General features: G+C 71.0%; 13 protein-coding genes. 3 read left to right on the forward strand and 10 right to left on the reverse strand.

All coding sequences use genetic code 11. From position 1 onward, the window contains the following. Positions 1 to 27 precede the first annotated feature (27 nt). From HNQ79_RS14775 to HNQ79_RS14790, 4 genes are all read right to left on the reverse strand, one after another. Positions 28 to 1,116, reverse strand: a complete 1,089-nt coding sequence (locus HNQ79_RS14775; protein WP_185030989.1) for a S1 family peptidase — start codon at positions 1,114 to 1,116, stop codon at positions 28 to 30. Positions 1,117 to 1,570: 454 nt separating this feature from the next. Further along, the gene (locus tag HNQ79_RS14780; RefSeq protein WP_185030991.1) at positions 1,571 to 2,485 is read right to left on the reverse strand and encodes a S1 family peptidase; all 915 of its coding nucleotides are present in this window, start codon (positions 2,483 to 2,485) and stop codon (positions 1,571 to 1,573) included. A gap of 271 nt (positions 2,486 to 2,756) precedes the next feature. Beyond that, positions 2,757 to 3,578: a DUF1684 domain-containing protein gene (locus HNQ79_RS14785; RefSeq protein ID WP_185030993.1), complete on the reverse strand. Its 822-nt coding sequence runs from the start codon at positions 3,576 to 3,578 to the stop codon at positions 2,757 to 2,759. A gap of 152 nt (positions 3,579 to 3,730) precedes the next feature. Continuing rightward, entirely contained in the window at positions 3,731 to 4,987 is a 1,257-nt protein-coding gene (locus tag HNQ79_RS14790; RefSeq protein ID WP_185030995.1) for a DUF5685 family protein, read from the reverse strand. A gap of 311 nt (positions 4,988 to 5,298) precedes the next feature. Here HNQ79_RS14790 and HNQ79_RS14795 point away from each other — a divergent pair, with 311 nt between their 5' ends. Next, positions 5,299 to 5,739, forward strand: coding sequence for a cell division protein SepF (locus HNQ79_RS14795; RefSeq protein WP_185030997.1), 441 nt, complete (start codon positions 5,299 to 5,301; stop codon positions 5,737 to 5,739). Between the two features lie 36 nt (positions 5,740 to 5,775). On the opposite strand, the gene HNQ79_RS14800 is transcribed toward HNQ79_RS14795, so the two are convergent. Both HNQ79_RS14800 and HNQ79_RS14805 read right to left on the reverse strand, forming a co-directional pair. Further along, entirely contained in the window at positions 5,776 to 6,969 is a 1,194-nt protein-coding gene (locus tag HNQ79_RS14800) for an acyl-CoA dehydrogenase family protein (protein ID WP_185030999.1), read from the reverse strand. 93 nt (positions 6,970 to 7,062) lie between these two features. After that, the gene (locus HNQ79_RS14805; RefSeq protein WP_185031001.1) at positions 7,063 to 8,919 is read right to left on the reverse strand and encodes an MFS transporter; all 1,857 of its coding nucleotides are present in this window, start codon (positions 8,917 to 8,919) and stop codon (positions 7,063 to 7,065) included. A gap of 520 nt (positions 8,920 to 9,439) precedes the next feature. On the opposite strand from HNQ79_RS14805, the gene HNQ79_RS14810 reads away from it, so the two are divergent. Beyond that, positions 9,440 to 10,498, forward strand: a complete 1,059-nt coding sequence (locus HNQ79_RS14810; protein WP_185031003.1) for a phosphatase PAP2 family protein — start codon at positions 9,440 to 9,442, stop codon at positions 10,496 to 10,498. A gap of 130 nt (positions 10,499 to 10,628) precedes the next feature. Here HNQ79_RS14810 and HNQ79_RS14815 read toward each other — a convergent pair whose 3' ends face one another. After that, positions 10,629 to 10,844, reverse strand: coding sequence for an I78 family peptidase inhibitor (locus tag HNQ79_RS14815; protein ID WP_185031004.1), 216 nt, complete (start codon positions 10,842 to 10,844; stop codon positions 10,629 to 10,631). 384 nt (positions 10,845 to 11,228) lie between these two features. Here HNQ79_RS14815 and ctaD point away from each other — a divergent pair, with 384 nt between their 5' ends. Next, on the forward strand, positions 11,229 to 12,944 hold the full coding sequence (gene ctaD, locus HNQ79_RS14820; protein ID WP_185031006.1) for an aa3-type cytochrome oxidase subunit I: 1,716 nt from the start codon (positions 11,229 to 11,231) through the stop codon (positions 12,942 to 12,944). Here the strand turns inward: ctaD and HNQ79_RS14825 are convergent. The 3 genes from HNQ79_RS14825 to HNQ79_RS14835 all read right to left on the reverse strand — a co-directional run bounded on the left by HNQ79_RS14825 (position 12,889) and on the right by HNQ79_RS14835 (position 16,037). Further along, a complete protein-coding gene (locus HNQ79_RS14825) occupies positions 12,889 to 13,863 on the reverse strand; it encodes a helix-turn-helix transcriptional regulator (protein WP_185031008.1) in 975 nt (324 codons plus the stop codon). The genes ctaD and HNQ79_RS14825 overlap by 56 nt on opposite strands. A 72-nt stretch (positions 13,864 to 13,935) precedes the next feature. Continuing rightward, the gene (locus HNQ79_RS14830) at positions 13,936 to 14,769 is read right to left on the reverse strand and encodes a transferase (protein WP_185031010.1); all 834 of its coding nucleotides are present in this window, start codon (positions 14,767 to 14,769) and stop codon (positions 13,936 to 13,938) included. Then, complete coding sequence (locus HNQ79_RS14835; RefSeq protein ID WP_185031012.1) at positions 14,766 to 16,037, reverse strand: glycosyltransferase family 4 protein; 1,272 nt, start codon at positions 16,035 to 16,037, stop codon at positions 14,766 to 14,768. The genes HNQ79_RS14830 and HNQ79_RS14835 overlap by 4 nt, the downstream gene beginning before the upstream one ends. Positions 16,038 to 16,143 lie beyond the last annotated feature (106 nt).

Below are 16,143 nucleotides of genomic sequence, written 5' to 3' on the forward strand. Positions count from 1 at the left end.
GGCGTGCGCGTGCGTCTGCTGCGGACCTCAGCCGATCTCGGTGCCCGTCGCCGCGAGCGCCGCCGTCACCGGCTGGAAGAAGGTCTCCCCGCCGGACGAGCAGTCGCCGCTGCCTCCGGAGGTCAGGCCGAGCGCGGTGTCGCCCGCGAAGAGTGCCCCGCCGCTGTCGCCGGGCTCGGCGCAGACCGTGGTCTGGATCAGGCCGTTGACCACCTGGCCGTTGCCGTAGTTCACGGTGGCGTCGAGGCCGGTGACCTCACCGTCGTGGACCTGGGTGGTGGAGCCGCTGCGGGTCACCTTCTGGCCGACGGTGGCGTCGCCGGCCCTGCTGATGACCTGGGTGCTGCCGTTGTAGAGGTTGACCTCGCTGGGGTGCGGGGTGTCGCCCGTGTACTTCACCAGGCCGTAGTCGCCGCCGGGGAAGTTCGAGTCGACGGTGGTGCCGATCCCCGCGCCGCCCTGCTTGTCGGACCAGGTCGTGATGCCGGCGGTGCAGTGACCCGCGGTCAGGAAGTGCGGCTCGCCGCCCTTGGTTACGTTGAAGCCGAGCGAGCAGCGGGAGCCCGCCCCGTAGATGGCGTCCCCGCCGGCGATGAGCGGCTTGAACTCCCCCTTGGACTGCTTCAGCCGGGCCTTGGAGCCCAGCGCGTCGACCTCGCGGGTGAGCTTGGCGAGTGCCGCGCCCTTGACCGTGCGGTCGGCCGTCACGACTATCTTGTTGCTGACCGGGTCGGTCGCCCAGGACGTGCCCGGGATCGACGCCTTCCCCGCCAGCGTCGACCGTGCGGACTTCAGCTCGGCGAGCGAGTGCTGGACGACTCTGGCCTTGCCGCCCGCCTCGCGCACGGTCCGGGCGGCGGTCTCGTCCGTGACGTTGACGACGAGGGACCGGGCCTCGGCGTCGTAGTACGCCCCGGCGGCCTCTGCGCCGAGCTGCTTGGTCAGGGACGAGGCGAGCTGGGTCGCACCCGTCGCGGACAGCGTCTTCAGGGCGGGCGCCGCGGCCGGGTCTTCGCTGGCGTTCGCGGTCTGGAAGGTGACGCCCGTGGCGATCAGGGCGACGACCGCGGTGCCTACCGCGGCCGCGCGTCGCCTGGGGATGCGTCGGTGCTTCACGAATGACCTCCTGTGGGGGGTCCGGGCCCCGAATTGTGGGGGTGGGCCCGGGTGGGGCCTCACTATTCCCAGGACGACCAGGGGCACACAAGGTCGACTTCAGGACGCGCACACGACAACTACCGCACGCCCTCCATCTCTTGACATGACGTTCCGGTGCCCCACCCGTGCCCTCCTCGTCACATTCGCGAACACCCGGTGCGACGGGTGACCGCCCCAGTGTGAGGTCTACTCCTGTCCGGTACTGGTCCCTGCGGGACGCATTTCGGGCAGCGGTACGCGAGTGAGGACGCGCATGCCGGGTGTGCGGCGACGGTTTCGCCGTCCGTCGTGCCCGCGCACGTGACAGGCCCCCGCCCGGGGGAGTCCGGGCGGGGGCCTGTCACGTGCCAACGCGGTTCTCACAAGCACCCGAGAGACCTCGGGTGACGGACGGACGGGGACGGAACGGGGGTCAGTAGATGCTGACCCCGTACGCGCTCAGTGCTTCGGTGACCGGCTGGAAGAAGGTCGTGCCGCCGGTACTGCAGTTGCCGCTGCCACCGGAGGTGAGACCTATGGCGCGGCTGCCGGAGTAGAGCGGGCCGCCGCTGTCGCCGGGCTCGGCGCACACGTTGGTGCGGATCATGCCGTAGACGACGTCGCCGTTGCCGTAGTTGACGGTGGCGTTGAGACCGGTGACCCGGCCGCTGTGGGTGCCGGTGGTGGATCCCCGCCGGGTGACGGCCATGTTGACGGTGGCGTTGGCCGCGCTGGTGATGTCGACGTTGCCCACGGTGCCGGGGCGGTCGATCGAGGTGTTGTCGTAGCGCAGGATGCCGTAGTCGTTGCCCGGGAAGCTGGACCCGGTGGTGGGGCCGATCCGCGTGGTGCGGCCCGAGTTGGAGTACCAAGTGGGGTTGCCGTCGGTGCAGTGCCCGGCGGTCAGCGCGTAGTACGTGTTGCCCGAGCGGACGTTGAAGCCGAGCGAACAGCGCCAACTGGGCGCGTAGATGGCGTCGCCGCCCGACAGGAGCTTGGAGAACTTGCCCGGGGTGCGCTCGATGCGCAGGCCCCGCGCCTGGTCACCGGCGGCAGCGCTGATCCGGGCGAGATCGGCGCGGGAGACGGTGGAGTCGGCGGTGACAACGAGGGTGTTGGTGGCCTTGTCGACGTGCCAGGCGGTGCCCGCGACGTCCGCCTTGAGGACGGCGGACTGCACGGAGGCGAGCTGGGTGGCGCTCAACGCTGTGGGGGTGGCGGCCGGTTGGGCCTGGGCGTTCGGTACCGCGATGGCGACAGCGGCGGCGAGTCCTGCCGCCACGCCCAGGAATCGGGCGCGTCTTGCTGTACCGCTGCGGGGTGTGGGGGTGGTGCGCTCTTTCCTCACTTGTCGTTCCTCCCGAGGGGAATCGGGGGCCCCGTATGGATTGGGTCTGTCCCGGGGCCCGTGAGGCGCAGCCAGGGGCCGCGTGGGCCCCGGTGTGATGCCGTCGGCCTCGCTGTGCCCCTGACAAGCGCTGTGACGGGAGTATTCGACGCGCTCCACGCCCGCGCAAGGGCGCGTTTCGGCCTTGCGCGGTCGGCGGGGGCACGACGCGCGGCAGCCCCGGGACCGTTGCAGGGCCCGGGGCTGCCGGTGAACGGGAGGTCGAAGCCGCTTATTTCACAAGCATGTTGAGTTCCCCGGCCGGCACGGCGAAGGGCAGCGTGTTGCCCGGCGGCGGAAACGGGCAGATGAAGTGGTCGGCAAAGGCGCACGGCGGCAGCAGCGCCCGGTTGAAGTCGACGGTCACCGCCCCTTCGGCATCCGGCGCCCCGGGCCGCAGGAAGCGGAACCGGTAGCTGCTGCGGCCGCTGTCCGCGTCCGCGAAGACCGCCCACAGCGAACCGTCGTCCTCGACCGCGACGTGCAGCGAGTGCTCGGCGCCGTCATGTGCGAAGAAGACGACCTCGCCCGCGAGGCCCAGCCCGCGCGAGCGCCCGTCCGCGTTCTCGACCTGCAGGGTCCGGTTCTCCCCGTAGGGCACGAAGCGGCCCCGCAGCACCCACGCGGGGTCGTACGGTCCGGCCTCGACGCCCGCGAAGGCGCGGCGCGCCGCCGACCCGGGGTCGAAGTCGCGCACCGCCCACTGACCCTCCCGGCTGAGCACGACCAGTCGCCGCTCCCCCACCGAGACCCGCGAGCCGGGGATCGGCCCCCGGTCGGCGCCGAGCCGGACCTCCCCGGCGAACGGCTGCCCGTCGACACTCATGCCGTCCTGCTCAGCGGCGGTCAGCACGACCTCCGCGCCGTCGTCCTTCCACCGTCCGGGCACGCCGTCGATGCGGCCGTCGGGGTGGTCGGCGAGCCAGTGGGTGCCGGACAGGGAGAGCGGGCCGTACGGCGAGGCGGCCGTCTCGACGCGCCGCTCGTGCCAGCGCTCCCAGTCCCGCCGCGGGTCGTCCTGCGCCTGCGTGCCGCTGCTCTCGACTCTGCTCATGCGACCAGCCTTCCACACGGGTCGGACAATCGCCCGAACCCGCGCGAGGGGCAGCGGGAGCAGGCCGTACGTCGACCGCGCCCCGGGGGATGGGCAGTCGCACAGTGCGCACCGGGCTAGTCGGCAGTCGCGCACAGCGCGCACGAGGCGGGTCAGCAGTCGCAGCAACCGCAGTCGCAGTTGCCGCAGTCGCACTTGTCGCACCAGCCCTTGCGCTTCTTCCTCGACCAGGCACTCTCGTACTCGCTGGCGCAGCACACCCTGCACGTGCAGCACAGGCCGATCGCCACCGCGCAGCCGGACCAGAAGCCGCGCGGCTTCTTCCGCTCGGGCGGCGTCGGCCCTCCGCCCAGGAAGCCACCGCCGCCGTATCCGCCGCCGCCCGGCGGCCTGCCCTGCCCCGGGCCACCGCCACTGGAGGGCAGGCCGAAACCGCCTCCGCCGTGCGGATTGCTGGACCCGTAGGGGCCGCCCTGCCCCGGGTGTCCGGACTGCTGTCCGCCGGGCGGCGGCCCGTAGGCCTGAGCCCGGCCGTCGTGGGCGTGCCCGCACCCGGTCGTGCCGAAGACCCGGTTCACCGACTCGCGGAGTTCGTGCGCGAGCAGGACGTGCACCAGCCGGGAGTCGTCGAATTCCGCGTCCCGCAGCGCGAGCCGCACCCCGTGCACCGCGTCGTCGCACAGCCGCCGCGCCTCGTTGCGGGATGTCCCGGTGGCGGTCAGCGGGTTCCACGCGCCTGACGCGTCGTCAGCGCCTTGGTCCTCGACGGCGTCCAGCAGGTGGGCGAGCCGTCCGAAGAGCTTGCCCGCCTCGGCGAGCGGGGCCGTGTTGCCCGGACGCCCGGCGAGTACGGCGGTGTGCGCGAAGGCGGCGGCGGTGGCGGTCTCGGTCGGCTCGGTCACCAGGAGCAGCGGCGTGCCGGGGCCCGCGACCGCCTCGATGCCCCCTTGCCGGTCCACCGCGTCGACGAGTACCGAGGTGTCGAAGCCGAGCGAGGCAGCGGTCCCGACGCCGGCCCTGTCCCAGTTCCTGGCGATCCTGCGCGCGGCGAGGGCGACGGGGCGGCGGGCCAACAGGCCGTCCCGGTCGACGATGTGGTCGCGCACCTTGGCGGAGGCAAGTACCAGCGAGACGGCTGCGGCGAGCCTGGCGCCCTCGCCCTGCGCGACGGGTGCGGTACGCATCGCACGCAGGGGGCAGGGGCCTGCCGTACGCCTCCGCCCGGCCGGCCCCGGGGACTGAGCCTCCGTCAGGACCGAGACGATCAGGCCGTCGTAGTTGGTGACGATGCGTGAGAACTGGCCGTGGTCACGGCGAAGTGCCAGGCACAGTCCGCAGAGATGGGCCATCCATTCCGTGGCGAGACCTTCACCGAGCCGGTGCGTGCAGGGTCTGACGATGCCGAACAAGTTGCGCCCCCGTGTGTGGTCCCCCGGGCTCCGAACACCCATTGGACGGTCCGTCAGGCATCGTATCGACGGCGTACGTTCACCCGTCCGTGCCCTTGCTCACCCGTCTGGCCCGATGGTCCGATTTACACTCTCCCGGCGGCTCCGGGCACGGCGAATCCCGGCCGGAGCACAGGGAAATCGCCACAACTTCTGCACCAGTACCGTCACGAAAACCCTGCGCGCCGACTATCCACTTGGCGCGCAATCCGCATGATGGACGACCATAGGGGGAGCGGAACACAAGCAGACCGCGGTGAAAGGAGGCGTTCATGGGATCGGTGCGCAAGGCGAGTGCCTGGCTCGGACTCGTCGAGGACAGCGACGACGACCGCTACTACGACGACGAGTACGCCGAAGGGAACAACGAGACACCGGAGCCCTGGGTCACGGACCCGCGGGTCCGTGTCGTCTCCGAGGCGGCCGAGGACAAGGGCCGCCGTATCGCCACCGTCACCCCGGACGGCTTCCGGGACGCCCGCGGCATCGGCGAGCTGTTCCGGGACGGCGTCCCGGTGATCGTCAACCTCACCGCCATGGAGCCGGGAGACGCCAAGCGCGTCGTGGACTTCGCCGCCGGTCTGACCTTCGGTCTGCGCGGCTCCATCGAGCGCGTGGCCACCCGGGTCTTCCTGCTGACCCCCGCCAACACCAGCATCGTGAGCGGTGAGGCCGCCGGCCGCGGGACCGGCGGTTTCTTCAACCAGAGCTGAGCAGGGCGCTCACCGGCGTCCTCGTTCCGGGCGCCCTTACCGGAACGCGTCGAGTCCGGTGAGCGCCTTGCCCAGCACCAGCTGGTGCATTTCCACGGTGCCTTCGTACGTCAGCACCGATTCAAGGTTCGTCGCGTGGCGCATCACCGGGTATTCGAGCGAGATGCCGTTGGCGCCGAGGATCGTGCGACTGGTACGACAGATCTCGATCGCTTCGCGCACGTTGTTGAGTTTTCCGAAACTGATCTGTTCCGGGCGCAGCCTTCCGGCGTCCATCCGCAGCCCCAGGTGGTGGGCGAGCAGGATTCCCTTGTGCAGTTCGACGGCCATGTCCGCGAGCTTGGCCTGGGTGAGCTGGAAGCCGCCGATCGGCTTTCCGAACTGTTCGCGGGACTTCGCGTAGTCGAGCGCCGCCTCGAAGGAGGCGCGGGCCGCGCCCATCGAGCCCCACACGATTCCGTACCGGGCGTGGCTCAGACAGCTCAGCGGCCCCTTCAACCCGACCACGTCCGGGAGCACGGCGTCGGCGGGCAGCCGGACCTCGTCCATGACCAGCTCGCTGGTGACGCTGGCGCGCAGGGACCACTTGTGGTGGATCTCGGGGGCCGAGAAGCCGGGGCTGTCGGTGGGGACGACGAATCCGCGGATGCCCTCGTCGGTCTGCGCCCAGACGACGGCGACCCCGGCGACCGAGCCGTTGGTGATCCACATCTTGCGGCCGGTGAGGACCCAGTCGGCGCCGTCCTTCTTCGCGTGGGTGCGCATGCCGGCCGGGTCGGAACCGTGGTCGGGTTCGGTCAGGCCGAAGCAGCCGATGGTCTCGCCCGCGGCCATGCCCGGCAGCCACCGCTGCTTCTGCTCCTCGGAGCCGAAGCGCCAGATCGCGTACATGGCGAGCGAGCCCTGCACCGAGACCAGGGAGCGGATGCCGGAGTCGGCGGCCTCCAGTTCGAGGCAGGCCAGGCCGTACTGGACGGCGGTGGCACCCGCGCAGCCGTAGCCCGTCAGGGACATGCCCAGCGCGCCGAGGGACCCCAGTTCGCGGGCCAGCTCGCGGATGCCGGGGAGCTCGCCACGCTCGTACCACTCGGCGATGTGGGGCAGTACGCGGTCGGCGGCCCAGCTGCGGACGGTCCCACGGACGGCGAGGTCCTCGGGGCCGAGCAGGTCGTCGATGCCGAGCGGGTCGGCGGGGTCGAACGACGGAAGCTTCGCTGACTGTGCGGACATGATGCCCTCCGGCGACTTTCGGACACGGCTCGCGGACGAATTAACTAGCGGTGTTAGTTAATGCTCGGGGAAACGGTACGGGCGGGGTCCTGTTCAGTCCAGGCCCGCGGTCGCGTCGGCCCGCTCACGCGCCGTGGAGCGGAGCTGCCGGGACTCAGCCTGCCCTCGCCCGGCCCCCGGCGAACCCGACTCCGCCCGACCGCCCTGCTTCGTGCGGTCGTCTGGCTCGACGCGGTCGTGCTGCCCGGCGCTGTCGTGCTGCTTGGTGCTGTCGTGCTGCTTGGTGCTGTCGTGCTGCTTGGTGAGGTCGTACTGCTTCGGTACGGAGGGACCGCCCGACGGGGGCCCTCCGCCGTCCCCTCTGCCGTCCCCGCCGTCGGCGGAGGCCGCCGTCTGGTCCATGCCGCGCGGCAGCCGCAGCGCGGCGAAGGCCCCGACGAGGAGCAGGCCGGCACTGGTGAGCAAGGTGAGGTGCAGACCGTCCACGAAGGCCACGCGGGCGGTCGAGCGCAGGGCGGCCCCCGCCGTGCCGCCGATCTCCTTGGCCACTTCGTACGCTTCGCCGAGCGAGTTCGACGCGGACTTCGTCTCCGCGGCCGAGACGCCTTCGACGCCTTTGACGCCGGGCCCGTACGCGGCGTTCATCACGCTGCCGAGCAGGGCGATGCCCATGCCCGCGCCGAGTTGGTAGGAGGTCTCGCCGATGGCCGCCGCGCCGCCCGCCGAGTCGGCGGGGGCTTCGCTGAGCATCGACTCGTACGACCCGAACAGCGTCGCCTGGATGCCGAAGCCGAGGAGGACGAATCCGCCCGCCATCAGCCACGGCCGGTCCTCCTGGCCCATCAGCGTCAGCAGGCTGACCGAGGCCGCGGTGAGCGTGAAGCCGAAGACGACCATGGCGCGCGGACCCACCTTGTGCAGGACCCAGCCGCCGACCGCGCCCGCCGCCATCGCCGCGAAGGTCAGCGGCAGCAGACGCATGCCGGTCTCCAGCGGGCTCAGCCCGAGCACCAGCTGGAGGTACTGGACGGCGATGAGCTCCAGGCCGACCAGCGCGAGCATGCCCAGCACCAGACAGCCCACGGAGGTGGTGAAGGTGACCCGGCTGAAGAGATTCATGTCGATCAGCGGGTGCTCAAGGCGCCTCTGCCGTCGTACGAACAGCACCAGCAGCACCGCCCCGACCAGCAGCGGAGCCAGGGTCAGCACGTCGAGCACCGGGTCGCCGCTGCCCGCGCGCTTGACCCCGTACACGACGCCGAGCACGCCCGCGGAGGCCATCAGCGCGCCGATCACGTCCCACGGGCCCTTGCCGCTGCCGCGCGACTCCGGCAGCAGCAGCCGGCCGAGCGGGAGGATCACGATCATCAGCGGGATGTTGATCAGGAAGACCGAGCCCCACCAGTAGTGCTCCACCAGGAAGCCGCCGAGCACCGGACCGCCGGCCGCACCGATTCCCGAGACCGCCGCCCAGATGCCGATGGCCATCGCCCGCTCGCGCCGGTCGGGGAAGACCTGCCGGAGGATCGACAGCGTCGCGGGCATGATCATCGCGCCGCCGATGCCCAGCAGGGCACGGGCCGCGATGAGCAACTGGGGGGTCTCGGAGAGTGCGGCCATCGCCGAGGCGAAGCCGAACAGTCCGTAGCCGAGGAGCAGGATGCGACGGCGTCCCACCCGGTCGCCGAGCGTGCCGAAGAGGATCAGAAGCGAAGCGCAGACCAGAGGGTAGGAGTCGACGATCCAGAGCAGCTCCACGGAACCGGGACGCAGGTCCTCGGTGACCGAGGGGACCGCGATGTGCAGGATCGTCGAGTCGAGTGCGACGAGGATCAGACTCACGCAGAGCACCACGAGAACGACCCAGCGGTTGGCCCCCTGCCCGGAGAGGAGCCGTCGCAAAGGACCTCCCGCAGTCAGCTCGGCGCCGGCCGTGGTTGTCCCTGCCATGTACGTGACCTCCCGGAGAACCTCTCGCGCTCGGCAGACCGCCGGCACTGTATGCATTCATACGTCACGAATTCATACGACCTGGTGGGGCCCGGCATCGACGGGCGAGCGAGCCGTCAGCGTACGCGAGTTCACCCGTCGGGCGCGTGGTCCATCTCTCACGGAAACCTCCCGACAGGTGTGGCGTGCGCCACGCGGGAGCACGCTCGGCGGGGCCCCCGCGGTTCCCCCGGCGGTCCGCTCCCGGGCGCCGGCACGGGTCACCGCGCGGTCGGCGGGCGGTCGGCCCGGGCGGCCGTCGTACGGAACGCGGAATTCCTGATGACGACCCGCCCACCAGAATTCACCGGATTCAAAGGGAGTTGCGGGAGTGTGCCGTAATGAATAGGGAACAACGCACCCGCCATTTCCCGCGGAACCCGGAACAAACCTTGAGATGAGACACACTCCACATCACATGGTCATCACAAAGACCGGAGACCGGTCGGGCCCGTCACGCACTCGCGGTAACGTCGATTGGGTGCGTATCGACCGAATCTTTGCCCGGCTGGACCGGGAACCGGAGCCGCCGAAGATAGAGATCCCCCGCATGAGCGGGACCCGCAAGGTTCTCTTCGGCTCGACGCTGGCGTTCTACCTCGCCATCGTCTGGGCCGTGCTGCTGAGTTCCTGGCTCGTCCTGCTCGACTGGAAGGTCATGCTCTTCCGGGCGTACGAGCAGTGGCCGGAGCTGCACGCCTTCCTGGACTACCTCGTGGTGCTCGGCCAGCGCGGTCCCACCGCCGTGATGGTCGCCGCCTGGCTCGGCTGGCGCTCCTGGCGCCAGCACACGCTGCGTCCGCTGCTCACGCTGGCCACCTCGCTGCTGCTGCTCAACGTCACGGTGGGCGCGGTGAAGATCGGCCTCGGCCGTCTCGGCCCGCACTACGCGACGCAGATCGGCTCCGCCGAGCTGTACGCGGGCGGCGATATATTTCCTTCGGGCCACACCGCCAACGCAGTCGTGACCTGGGGAATCCTCGCCTATCTGGCCACCACACCGAGGGCCAGACGCTGGCTTTCGGTGCTCTCCGCGGTGGTCGCCCTCAGCGTGGGAGCGACCACGGTCTATCTCGGTACGCACTGGCTGAGCGACGTGCTGCTCGGCTGGGCGGCGGGGCTGCTCATCCTGCTGGCGCTGCCCTGGTTCGAGCCGCTGATCGGGCGGGCCGAGGCGTTCGTCTTCGCGGTGCGCGAGCGGTGGCGCTCGCGCGGGGCGTTCGTACCGGCCGTCCCCGGGTTCTCCGGCGGCGTCCCCGGCGCGGCGGTGCCTGCCGGGGCTGCGGTGACGGTGCCCGCCGTACTCCCGGGTGCGACCGAGCCCGCCGCGGCCCGCGAGCCGGTGAGTGCGGGCGGCAGCCGGTACGCGGGCACGCGTCCCGCGTCCCAGGGCGTTCCGGCGCACCTCCAGGCCTCCGCCCACCTCCAGGCCCGTCCGCACGCGGCCCGCTCCGAACGTCCGTCGGTCGCCCCTGCGGGCAGCCGACGGCCGCCGCAGCCGCACAAGGGCGGTACGCACGCGCCCCACGCGACGCGCTGACCCGGCCGGCCCGGGACAGGAACGCCCGCCGGGGAAACCCGGCGCGCGCAAGGCGAAGGCCCCGGACCGCTCCTGGTGAGCGGTCCGGGGCCTTCGCCGCGGTGGGGGCGGACCCTTGTGACGGGGCCGGTCAGCCGACCCAGCAGCGGGTCACGGTGTCGTCCTGGACTTCGAAGTTCAGCCGTCCCTGGAGGAACTCCATGGTGATGATCGTGCCCGGCGGGAGCGTCCTGACGGTGCTCCAGCCGTGTTCCTCGGCGCTCCGGGTGGCCTCGGCGGCGGCGAGACCGACGTAGCGGTCGGGTGTGTCCTCGGGCTGGGCGGGGGGTGTCGGTAGAGGTGCCATGGGAGCCACCGTAGGCCCGGATACCTTCCCGGTCACGCTTGTGTCACAAGATCACTACAGGAGTTTGGCGGATGCCCTTTCACTCGATAGGGCACTTCTTTCGCGGGAGAATGCCGTCTCGCCGCCGAGATTCTGACGTGCCCACGTTCACTTCGAATTCACTCCGGATGCCCTTTCCCGCCCTCCGCCCCTCAGGCCTTTCGAGGAAAGCAAGAAGACTTTCCCCACGATTCGGAATACATGATTCCGCCCCAACTGCGCGAGGGTCCCGCCCGAGTACCACATCTGATACGCACATCCGATCGCGCATGCCCCCTGTCGGTCCGGGGTACTCACGCGCATCATGTGACGAGTTGACCCGGGCGGGGACTGCGAGGGGGCACGATGGGGACGACGACCGTCGAGACGACTGCCGCGGAGCCCGTGCGGGAGCGGCGGCCCGGGCGGGTGGTCGTGGACTGGCTGACCACCACCGACCACAAGAAGATCGGGCACCTGTACCTGATCACGTCGTTCGGGTTCTTCCTGATCGCCGGCCTGATGGCGCTCCTGATGCGGGCCGAGCTGGCCAGGCCCGGCATCCAGCTCATGTCGAACGAGCAGTACAACCAGGCGTTCACGATGCACGGCACGATCATGCTGCTGCTGTTCGCGACGCCGACCTTCGCCGGGTTCGCCAACGCGATCATGCCGCTCCAGATCGGTTCGCCCGACGTGGCGTTCCCGCGGCTGAACATGTTCTCGTACTGGCTGTTCCTCTTCGGCGGACTCATCGTGCTCGGCTCACTGCTGGTGACCAACGGCCCGGCGGACTTCGGCTGGACCTCCTACACCCCGCTCAGCCGGCTGGAGCGCTCCCCCGGCATGGGGGCCGACCTGTGGATCATGGGGCTCGCCCTGTCCGGCTTCGGCACGATCCTGGGCGCGGTGAACTTCCTGACCACCATCATCGGGATGCGCGCGCCCGGCATGACCATGTTCCGGATGCCGATCTTCACCTGGAACGTGCTGTTCACGTCGATCCTGATCCTGGTGGCATTCCCCGTGCTCGCGGCCGCGCTGCTCGTGCTGGAGTCCGACCGGCGGTTCGGGTCGATGGTCTTCGCGCCCGAGGTCGGCGGGACCCTGCTCTGGCAGCACCTGTTCTGGTTCTTCGGCCACCCCGAGGTCTACATCATCGCGCTGCCGTTCTTCGGGATCATCACGGAGATCATCCCGGTCTTCTCCCGCAAGCCGATCTTCGGTTACGTGATGCTGATCGGGGCGACCATGGCCATCACGGGGCTCTCGCTGGTGGTGTGGGCGCACCACATGTTCGCCACCGGGGCGGTGCTGCTGCCGTTCTTCTCCTTCATGTCGTTCCTGATCGCGGTGCCGACGGGGGTGAAGTTCTTCAACTGGACGGGCACCATGCTCAAGGGCTCGCTGTCCTTCGAGACGCCGATGCTGTGGTCCATCGGCTTCCTGGTCACGTTCCTGTTCGGCGGGCTGACCGGGGTGCTGCTCGCGTCGCCGCCGCTGGACTTCCACGTCACCGACTCGTACTTCGTGGTGGCGCACTTCCACTACGTGGTGTTCGGCACGGTGGTGTTCGCCATGTTCGCGGGGTTCTACTTCTGGTGGCCGAAGTTCACCGGAAAGCCCCTCGACGAACGGCTGGGAAAGATCCACTTCTGGACCCTGTTCGCCGGCTTCCACACCACGTTCCTGGTGCAGCACTGGCTGGGCGCGGAGGGCATGCCGCGACGCTATGCGGACTACCTCGACGCCGACGGCTTCACCGCCCTGAACATGCTCTCCACCAGCGGGGCGTTCCTGCTGGGCCTCTCCACGCTGCCGTTCCTCCACAACGTCTGGAAGACCGCGAAGTACGGGGCGAAGACCGACCGGGACGACCCCTGGGGCTACGGGCGCTCACTGGAGTGGGCGACCTCGTGTCCGCCGCCGCGGCACAACTTCGTCACCCTGCCCAAGATCCGCTCCGAGTCCCCCGCCTTCGACCTCCACCACCCGGAGATCGCCGCGCTGCAGCGGGAGACCCAGGTCACGCCGGGGCCGCTCGATCCAGAGCGCGCCCGAGGAGATCACGGGCCGCAGTGATCCGCTCGGTCAGCTCCACCGGCTCCAGCACCTCGAACTCCAGCCCCGTCAGGAGCACGTGGATCACCATCACGTCCAGGCTCAGGGCCCCGGTGCGCAGCAGACAGGTGTTCTCGCTCTCCGCCTCCAGGACGCCGTCACTGGGGCCCACGACCTCCCGGGCCGCCTCCAGGGGGACCAGCAGGCGCAGTACGGCGGTCGCCCGGTAGGCCGCCGTGGAAACCCCCTCGGAGACGTACGCGGCCAGGTCCTCGGCCGGTGCCTGGCGTGGTTCGAAGCGCGGTCCGTGCGGCGGTGTGGGCGTGAGCCGGTCGGCGCGGAAGGTGCGCCAGCCGGCGCGGTCGGTGTCCCAGGCGACCAGGTACCAGCGGCGCTCCGTGCACACCAGGCGGTGCGGTTCGACGGTGCGGCGGGTGACGCTGCCTTCGTGGTCGCGGTACTCGAACCGCAGCCGCGTCGAGTCCCGGCAGGCCGCGGCGAGTTCGGTGAGGACTCCCGGGTCGACGGCCCCGGCGCGGCGGCCGTGCAGCATGGGCACGGTGAACGCGTTCAGTGCGCCGACCCGGCGGCGCAACCGGTCCGGCAGCACCTGTTCCAGCTTGGTGAGGGCGCGTACGGAGGTCTCGCCGATGCCCTCGATGCCCTGGCCGGCCGCACTGCGCAGGCCCACGGCCACGGCCACCGCCTCGTCGTCGTCGAGCAGCAGCGGCGGCAGCTGCGCGCCCACGCCCAGCTGGTAGCCGCCGCCGGTGCCGGGGCTGGCGTGGACGGGGTAGCCCAGCTCACGGAGCCGGTCGACATCGCGCCGTACGGTGCGGGGCGTGACGCCGAGCCGGTCCGCCAGGCCGGGGCCCGACCACTCGCGGTGGGACTGGAGCAGCGAGAGCAGACGCAGCAGCCGTGCGGAGGTCTCCAACATGGTGCGGAGTCTGCCAGAACTTGCGGACAGGTGCGGTCCGCAAGTCCTGTGCGGGCGGGGGTTTCTGATCGTCTACGGGGTGCCGATCTGGACCGTGAGGTCGTTGTCGAGCGTGTAGTAGGGGAAGGCCACGGTCTTGCCGTCGTCGCCGACCGGCAGCACCGGGTACTTGAAGACGGGCTGCTTGTCCGCGATGTCGTCGAGCAGCCGGGCCACCCGTATCGCGGGCGTGCCGTCGGCCGCCGTCAGCCACAGGTCCCAGGCCTGCTTGGCGCCGTCCCGGCCGGCGGCGAGGGGCGCGTAGGGCAGCGTGAAGGAGAACGCGTGCTCCGCGCCCGTCACGGGCTCGCGGTGGACCCGGTCCCGGTCGCCGCGCAGCCGGGCCTCGACGGCCGCGCCGGGTCCCAGCCCGGCCCCGTACAGCCGTCCCTCGACGGTCATCGACGCGTCGTCGAAGAGGATGTCGCCGGCCTCGGCGTGCGGGGCGCGGCGCCAGCTGCGGACGGCGAGGCTGCCGTCCGCGGTGGCGTACGGGATGCGGACGGCGACCGCGTCGGTGCGGGGGTCGGGCGTACGGCTGACCAGGGCCCGCAGGTCACGGATACCGGGCCGGACGGTCAGGTCGGTCCCACCGCCGTACACATGCGCCTCCCAGCGCCCCTCGGGGAGGTCGACCGTGCTGGGCAGCACGGCGCGCAGCCGGCCCGGCGAGACGGGCGTGAGCGGCAGCCGTACCTCGTCGCCGGCCCTGCCGCCGCGGCGCAGTACGAGCGCGGCGTCCGGCGCTGCCGCCACCGCCACGTCGAAGGTGACTCCGCCCGCGGAGTCGGCGGTGCAGTCGGCACGCGGCACGGCCGGGGCGTCGTCCCCGGCCGCCGGCGGCCGGGAGGAGGAAGAGGTGGTCATGCGGTACGGCCTTTCCGGAGCGTGGAGAGGACCTTGCGGCGCAGGGTGAAGGCTTCGTCGATGAGGACACCCGGCACGCGGTGAAGGTTGTCCCGCAGAGTGCTGCGGGTTCGGTCGTTGGTGCCGCGGGCGACGAGGTCGGCGTAGAGCGCGGCGTGCCGCTCGGCGATCCGGACGGGGTCGAAGCGGGCGGAGTTCTCGAAGGCCGCGCGGCCCATCCGCTTGCGCAGTCCGTCGTCCTCCACGAGGTCGAGGAGGGCGCGGGCGACGGCGTCCGCGTCGCCCATGGGTACCAGGCGGCCGTCGACGCCGTCGCGGATGATCTCGCGGGGCCCGTGCGGGCAGTCGGTGGAGACGACGGGCACGCCGCAGCGCATCGCTTCGACGATGGTCATTCCGAAGGCTTCGAGGTCGGAGGTGACGGCGGCGATGGAGCCCTTGGGCCATTCCGCTTCCAGGGGGTCGGCGACGCCCATCAGGAACACGTGGTTGTGCAGACGCAGTTCGTCGATGAGGGCGCGCAGCTTCGGGGCGGTCTCGCCGCTGCCGTAGATGCGCAGTTTCCAGTCGGGGTGGGCGGCGACGACCTGGGCGAAGGCCCTGATGAGGAGGTCGTAGCGCTTGCCGGGGGCGAACCGGCCGGCCGCGACGACGACCTTCCCCTCGCCGTCGGCGGGGGCGAGCCGGGCGGGCGGGACGATGTTGGCCATCGCCTCGATGCGCACGCCGGGCAGCCCGAACTTCTCCCGGTACGAGCGGGCGTCGGCCTCCGTGACGGTGGTGACCGCGTCGAGCAGGGCGTAGCGGTAGCGCAGTTCGCGGCGCAGCCGGTAGCGGTGGCCGTCCAGGGTGAGGTGCTCCTGGCCGACCCGTACGGTGCCGGGGCGGGCCTGCCGGGCGATGTGCACGTTGAGGCCCGGCCGGGTGCCCACGACGACGTCGGCCTTCAGTCCCTGGAGGTGGGCGCCGATCCGCTGGTCGGTGAGGCGGCTGTACTGGGGGTGGCGGCCGTCGCCGGTCGGGAAGACGCGGGCGGGCCTGGCGTGCTCGGGCCGGTTCCCGTCGTACCCGGGGCTCTGGCTGCGCAGGTCCACGAGGTGGCCCAGGGGCACGCCCTGAGGCGGGGTCATGGCGGGCTCGTCGCGGTGCCGGAAGACCGAGGTGATCTCCACGTCGTGCTCCTCGGCGAGGGTCTGGGCGAGGTTGAACGTGGTGCGGATCGTGCCGCCGACGGCGTACGCGTTGTGGAGCAGGAAAGAGATGTGCATGCGCCGGTGAGTCCCCCTGGTCTTCGGCGGCCCGGTCACGTTGTCGGCCGCCGTTCCTTCAGCTGAGGACTTTACTTGCCCGCTCCCGGACACGGGTCGGATGGAG

This window comes from Streptomyces candidus (assembly GCF_014207445.1).
Taxonomy (GTDB): domain Bacteria; phylum Actinomycetota; class Actinomycetes; order Streptomycetales; family Streptomycetaceae; genus Streptomyces; species Streptomyces candidus.

Bases quoted from the DNA above. Each gene is read 5' to 3' on its own strand.
- HNQ79_RS14830 (WP_185031010.1), bottom strand. From the start codon at position 14,769: ATGACCACCTCTTCCTCCTCCCGGCCGCCGGCGGCCGGGGACGACGCC.
- HNQ79_RS14835 (WP_185031012.1), bottom strand. From the start codon at position 16,037: ATGCACATCTCTTTCCTGCTCCACAACGCGTACGCCGTCGGCGGCACG.
- HNQ79_RS14800 (WP_185030999.1), bottom strand. From the start codon at position 6,969: ATGTCCGCACAGTCAGCGAAGCTTCCGTCGTTCGACCCCGCCGACCCG.
- ctaD (WP_185031006.1), top strand. From the start codon at position 11,229: ATGGGGACGACGACCGTCGAGACGACTGCCGCGGAGCCCGTGCGGGAG.
- HNQ79_RS14785 (WP_185030993.1), bottom strand. From the start codon at position 3,578: ATGAGCAGAGTCGAGAGCAGCGGCACGCAGGCGCAGGACGACCCGCGG.
- HNQ79_RS14795 (WP_185030997.1), top strand. From the start codon at position 5,299: ATGGGATCGGTGCGCAAGGCGAGTGCCTGGCTCGGACTCGTCGAGGAC.
- HNQ79_RS14815 (WP_185031004.1), bottom strand. From the start codon at position 10,844: ATGGCACCTCTACCGACACCCCCCGCCCAGCCCGAGGACACACCCGAC.
- HNQ79_RS14805 (WP_185031001.1), bottom strand. From the start codon at position 8,919: ATGGCAGGGACAACCACGGCCGGCGCCGAGCTGACTGCGGGAGGTCCT.
- HNQ79_RS14825 (WP_185031008.1), bottom strand. From the start codon at position 13,863: ATGTTGGAGACCTCCGCACGGCTGCTGCGTCTGCTCTCGCTGCTCCAG.